8 protein-coding genes are annotated in these 6000 nt (G+C 49.7%); 7 read left to right on the top strand and 1 reads right to left on the bottom strand.

Going from position 1 to position 6000, the window contains the following annotated elements:
- A partial coding sequence (locus OXG87_13295; GenBank protein MCY3870529.1) for an aminoglycoside phosphotransferase family protein occupies positions 1-1091 on the top strand: 1091 nt, incomplete at its 5' end.
- A 30-nt stretch (positions 1092-1121) separates the two neighbouring features.
- Here the strand turns inward: OXG87_13295 and OXG87_13290 are convergent.
- A complete protein-coding gene (locus tag OXG87_13290; GenBank protein ID MCY3870528.1) occupies positions 1122-2144 on the bottom strand; it encodes a phosphotransferase in 1023 nt (340 codons plus the stop codon).
- A 92-nt stretch (positions 2145-2236) separates the two neighbouring features.
- Between OXG87_13290 and OXG87_13285 the strand changes: the two genes are divergently transcribed.
- From OXG87_13285 to OXG87_13260, 6 genes are all read left to right on the top strand, one after another.
- The gene (locus tag OXG87_13285) at positions 2237-2647 is read left to right on the top strand and encodes a DUF5069 domain-containing protein (protein MCY3870527.1); all 411 of its coding nucleotides are present in this window, start codon (positions 2237-2239) and stop codon (positions 2645-2647) included.
- Between the two features lie 18 nt (positions 2648-2665).
- Positions 2666-3220, top strand: a complete 555-nt coding sequence (locus tag OXG87_13280; protein ID MCY3870526.1) for a GrpB family protein — start codon at positions 2666-2668, stop codon at positions 3218-3220.
- A 128-nt stretch (positions 3221-3348) separates the two neighbouring features.
- Entirely contained in the window at positions 3349-4110 is a 762-nt protein-coding gene (locus tag OXG87_13275) for a GNAT family protein (protein MCY3870525.1), read from the top strand.
- Positions 4098-4637 (top strand): tyrosine-protein phosphatase, encoded by a 540-nt coding sequence (locus OXG87_13270; protein MCY3870524.1) that lies wholly within the window; start codon positions 4098-4100, stop codon positions 4635-4637. The genes OXG87_13275 and OXG87_13270 overlap by 13 nt, the downstream gene beginning before the upstream one ends.
- 23 nt (positions 4638-4660) lie before the next feature.
- The gene (locus tag OXG87_13265) at positions 4661-5131 is read left to right on the top strand and encodes a GNAT family N-acetyltransferase (protein ID MCY3870523.1); all 471 of its coding nucleotides are present in this window, start codon (positions 4661-4663) and stop codon (positions 5129-5131) included.
- Positions 5132-5390: 259 nt separating this feature from the next.
- On the top strand, positions 5391-5888 hold the full coding sequence (locus OXG87_13260; GenBank protein ID MCY3870522.1) for a hypothetical protein: 498 nt from the start codon (positions 5391-5393) through the stop codon (positions 5886-5888).
- Positions 5889-6000: the final 112 nt, after the last annotated feature.

Here is a 6000-nt window from a genome sequence, read left to right as displayed (position 1 = left end):
AATTCTCTTCTGAAAAGGGTTGTGACAAAATAAATTTCTTAAATATAAGCGACTATCCAGCAAGCAGAAAAAAAAAAAAAAAAATAGAAGGGTGTGATGGCTGTCCCTCTATAAGAGTCGTGAGCGAAGAAAGGAAGCTCCCTATGGCAACCAAGCGCTACTTACAGCGAATTGCAAAGGTTTACCCTGAAATCGAGCAGTCTGGACGCTGGAAACCGAAGATTCCCAAGGCAAACGAAATCGATGTCGAGCACTACGTACAGCGAATCCGAGAGGCGTTCCCTGAGTTTCAGAGTGCTGGTTACAAACGTATCGATGACTTTGGAGATCACCTGATGTTTCTGTTGAATGACCGCTATATCTTTCGATTCGTCATTGGCAATAAAACAGAAGATATTATCAAGCTGCTGCGGGAACAGGCTGTCTTGGAGCGTCTGAAGGGAACGGTTGGCATTCCCGTTCCCAACTACACATACCTTCCCAAAACGCCGGACTTTGCAGGATATGAGATGATACCAGGAACCTGCCTGAGCCCTACCCAATTTCGGAACCTGTCTGAGGAAAACCGTGCCGATGCAGCGGTGGCCCTGGGTAAGTTCCTGAGCACCGTTCACGCCTTCCCAGTCGAGCAAGCGATCGAACTTGGCGTTGAGGAGGGACGACCCCGATCGCCGCGGGGTGTTGAGCGTCGATTCTATCGTCACGCTTCTAACCTGGGTCCCGAAGTTCGGCGAGTGTGCAAGCGATGGCTGAACGACATTCAGACGAGGCCAGACTACACGCCGACATTCACGCACAGTGACGTCTGGTATCAACACATCTACCATGATCCCAAAAGCGGCCGGCTCACAGGCATCATCGACTGGGGGGACATTCGCCTTATGGATCCTGCTTACGATGTTGCGGGGATGTGGGCTTACGGGGAAGCATTCGTGGACTCGGTATTAGCGAACTATCCACGGACAGATTCCTCGATCAAGAGCCGAGCCCTCTATCATTACAAGTCGACGGTTGTCAGCGGGCTTGTATATCCCCGTCAAAGGGGTAGAGATATCAGTAGGCAGTTATTGAGTGATAACTTTGATCTGTGACGAGAAGTAAATCAACTCCCATTAAGGACATCAGGAGGGAAACTGATCAGGAGAGGCCTTAAGAAGGGGACGCAGGAGGGAGCGCCACTGTGATTCTACAGCCTTCGGATTCGCTGCGACATGCAAGATATAGGAAGCAGTGCGAGATGCCATGAAGGTCGGGAGGTACTCGATCCATTCTCGCCTGAGAGGTAGGACCTGGCGATAGCCTCGGAAGACAGCCTCACATCGGGCCATAAAGTTCTCGTAGGCAAAAGGACCTGTCAGAGCAACACCGAGATCGTAGGCATAAAAACCGAGGCCACACGCATCGAAATCAATCGGTAGCGCTTCCCCGCCATAGAACAGAATGTTGCTGAAGCTGAGGTCAAAGTGAATCAGGCCAAAATGCTCGCAACCAGTACCCAACACCCTTTCGGCTTCTCGACGCCGTTCATAGACGGCTTCCATGTCCCTCAAGACGTGCGCGGGCAGGTATCGAGGTCCTAACTCAGGCAAGGGTCGGACTGAGAACTTTCCCAGTTGGTGAATGGCGTCATAGACAGGGCGTTCGAAATCGTCAGGTGGATCCCACTGCATCGCGTGTTTGTGTAGTGTGGCAACAAGGCGTCCGAGACCTTCGTAATGCCTGGTTGTCCGACGCACCTGAGGCACGATCCTTCCTTTGATCCATGAAAGCATAGTAACGGGGTACGCTCTGGGCACGCCGGCGGCTTCCGCCAAAACAACGACTCTGCCGTCTGGGGTGGTATAGGGCGTCTGAACTGTAACATCGGCTTCTTTGGACAGCGCCAGGAGCCACGCCAGTTCTGATTCGACCAGGCGAACGGTGTGGTTTTTTTCCCGGTGAATGCGAACCAGAAATTCTCCTTCATCTGATCGGAGTCTGAATGTCGTGTTGACCAGGTGTTTGATGAGTTCGAGGCGATGGACGCGAATGTCGAATTGACGTAGTGCGGACTTCGCGAGTTCGCGCAGACGCCGAGCCTGGCCTCTGGGGGTGAGGGAATCATAACGCCTCAGATTGGTCTTCGTCTGTTCAGATGTTTGCATACGCTGTCTGCTTGTCGATAGAATTATGTTTGAAGGCTTTTCTATTTAACGAATACGGATGCACTTCGGGCTTGAGACAGGAGAAATACCATATGCAAATTTCCAACTTAAGGAGTTCCTACGAAAAAGTAGGAGAGATCGTATTCTTCGGGCGAATGCTGGACAAAATCCGACTTCACGCTCAAGGCAAGCTTCCAAAGGACTACAATCGTGGGGTTGGACTTGATGGTCGATGCCTTCGCTTTCTTCAAATAGACTACGATGCATTAGTTCGAAGGGTTCTTCTTGGTGGAACTGATGAGGAAATACTGGAATGGTGTTTTGAGAATGGAAGACGTCCCAATAATGAAGAAATTCAAATCTGGAATCAATTCATGGAAAAGCGCGGCTGGCGCGACGATTCCACTCCTGAGCTTAAAAAAATGAAAGCGGAGCGTGGATTTTCAGATCGGGATGACATATTGACCTTTTTTGATTTTCATGATGCAGATGAAGAGAGATGATAATAATATCAGGATAAAATGAGAGTTACATTGGTAAAGCACTACGATCCGACCTGGCCCTCAAAATTCGAAGAGTTGCGAAATCGTTTTGACTCTGTTCTGTCAGGAAGGTATTGCAGCATCGAGCATGTCGGTAGCACATCTGTCGCTGGAATGACCGCGAAGCCCATCATTGATATTGACATTGTCATTGAGCGGCAGGATTTTGAGAGCACGAAGGACCGGCTTGCAGAGATCGGATATTTCCATGAAGGTGACCTGGGCATTCCCGGAAGAGAAGCCTTTGATCTATCGGATAGTGGACTGAAGGAATCTTTGCCCGCCCACCATACGTATGTTTGTGACAAGTATGGCGAAGCCTTAAAGCGGCATCTTGTTTTCAGGGATTTCCTCAGACAAAGTCCCGAATATGCTCGGAGACTGAGTAACCTGAAATGGCAACTCGCTGAAGAGCACGACAATGACCGCCAGTCGTATATGGACGGAAAAGTCGCTCTTTGCGAGGAGATCTATGAGAAAGGGCTGGACGCCCTGGGGTGCCGGTGTAGCCTGTACTTACCATTTGACAAATAGCACGGCGCAACGCCTAACACATCGGTGTTATGCTACGACGCATTTATGCCTTGGCCTTCGGCAACTCGCTTTGCGGATTTGCAAACCGGCAGACGTTAGGCGACATAGCGCGGTCAGAAAGAGTGCCTATGAGCGAACTTACCAATGGCCTTGGACAGCCAATCAGCTTCGCAATACCAGATTGGACCCCACCACCCAATCCACCGCGAGAATGCATGGAAGGCCGCTTCTGTCGGCTGGAACCACTTCAAGTCGATAGCCATCTTGATGACCTGTATCAGGCTAACGCCTTTGATAAGGATGGTAAGAGTTGGACATACTTGGCATACGGTCCATTCTCCGACAAAGATAGCTACCGGGACTGGATAACCAGGACGTGCCTGTCGGAAGATCCACTATTCTTTGCAATCGTGGACAAGGGTGTGGGATCAGCCTGCGGTGTTGCAAGCTATGTCAACATTGAATCTTCAGGTGGTGCTATTGAGGTGGGACATATCCACTATTCCCCACAGTTGCAGCAGACGCGAACAGCCACCGAATCTATGTACCTGATGATGAAGAAGGCATTCGAATTGGGCTATCGACGCTATTCGTGGAAATGCGACAGTCTGAACAAAGCATCGCGTGCGGCCGCTCAACGCCTGGGATTGTCGTTTGAAGGAATTTTTCGCCAGGCAAAGGTCTATAACGGGCGAAATCGCGACACCGCATGGTACGCAGCGATTGATTCAGAGTGGCCTCAGCTCGAGAAAGCCTTCGTCACGTGGTTAGCCCCAGACAACTTTGATAAGCAGGGCGAACAGCGAGTAAGTCTTTCAGACCTCACCCGGTCTATTCTTAAAAAGACTGACCGTGAAGATCAAACTGTAGAGATGATATGCTCGGAGTGAAAAACTTTCGCGATGTTGGAAACAGCTTGAATCAAATTCTTGGGTCTGAGATCTTCAAGTCAAGTGTCCTCTATCGAAGTGGTGCTCTGGATGAAATCACGCCCCAGGATAACCTGCTCCAATTAAAGACAATCGTCAACTTGAGGCGCGAGAAAGATCCTGATTTCAGAAACATTAAACTTCTACAAGTTGCGCCGCTTGACACAATGAACAACTACATTTTTGAGTCCGGAATTTTTAAGGAATGGATACAGAGGCTATATAACACTTTAGCAGACGAAACCATTTGGCCATCGCTCCTGCACTGTACAAGCGGAAAAGATCGCACAGGAGTAGGCATTGCCCTCTTGTTGAAAAACATTGGCGTATCTGACGATGCGATAGTGAAGGAGTATATGCTTGGAGATTATGGTAATCGCTATCCTGAAAGTATGACACACCTCTTGAGTGAGATGCCAAAATTCGAATACTTAAAAATGAAGAAATCTCAAATTCACACACTGAAGAGAGTGTTAATTCAGGAATAGAGGAAAGGATTGTCTCAAAGGTAATGGACACACAGCAAATCTCGATAAAGCCATTTGAGAGTGAGGATCAAGAAGCTGTCCAGAGCCTGATTTTAACTGGACTTGCCGAACACTGGGGAGAAATTGATCCAACCTTAAATCCAGATTTGAACGACATCGGTGCCTACTACAAGGATGCTACATTTCTGGTCGCCTGGTTTGATGGCAGGATTGTTGGCTCGGGCGCGCTGAATCCGAAGTCAGACCAGGTAGCAGAGATAGTCCGGATGTCCGTATCACCGGAGTTTCGGAGACGAGGAATTGGCAGGCAAATACTGGAACGGCTCTGCCAGGAGGCTAAAGCGTTGGGATTTCAAAGCATTGTCCTGGAAACGACATCTACCTGGTCTGAGGTTATCGCGTTCTACAAACGGTTCGGTTTTCGTATCACTCATCGTCAAGATGGTCACTTTGGCGGCGAGGTTCACTTTGCCCTTGACCTGACCTCAGTCTAATTAGCGATTGAAAGCATCCCACAACATATATCACAATCGTGCCCAGTTCTGGTTGCGCCTTTCACGCAACCGCTTTGAGGTTCGGGCACGACCAGAACGTTAGACGACAATTATGGCGGAGAGCCGTATGAAGAGGAGCGTGTTTTTCTCTGGAATTTTCGCTGTCACTGCACTATGGGGGCCAGGTTTAGCATTTGAATGCAGTATCTTTCCGGGTGAAGGTCCCCACAGGATCCAAGCTTCTGGAGATGAGATAGTCTTGCGAACTGCACCCACGGCGCAAGCCAGTGTTGCGGATACGATTAGCCCCGCCCGCGGTGAGATGATCATACATAGCGATGTCCGCTTCAGAACCATTATACCCGGTCTCTTTCTTGCTCGGGAAGATGGCGCAATCCACGGTACCTCGTACGGAAGGGTGTTCTATTTGTCGAGAACGGATTACCGCCGAGGTGGTAGCGGGTACGATACCTTTAGTTTTTCGAAGGGAGATACAATCGAATATCTCCAGTATCGTGCAGAGGGTTGGACATTCCTGAGAATAAATGGAGCTGTTGTGTGCGCCGAGTTGTTATCTGAGATGGCAGTGCCTCTGAAAGAAATTCGGCGACCACAACTTGAGCTTTGGGTCCAGGTGGCGGACGTGGATGACAACCCACTCGGATGGTACAAGTTGGAAGCCGATCAGTTCTTTCAACCGACGGCAGGCTGCATGAGACCAGGTCCAGAATTTCTGCCTGATATCTCTCATCAATAGAGGCTTATCGTCGTCTAACAACCAGTTGCCGTTGCGGTGCTAACGCGCCTTGACCTCTGGCAACCCGCTTCGCGGGTTCGTGAGCCACTGAACGTTACCTGCCATTCGGGTT

The sequence above is a fragment of the Gemmatimonadota bacterium genome (assembly GCA_026706845.1).
In the GTDB taxonomy this organism is placed as follows: domain Bacteria; phylum Latescibacterota; class UBA2968; order UBA2968; family UBA2968; genus VXRD01.
This window is presented reverse-complemented; position numbering and strand designations above follow the sequence as displayed.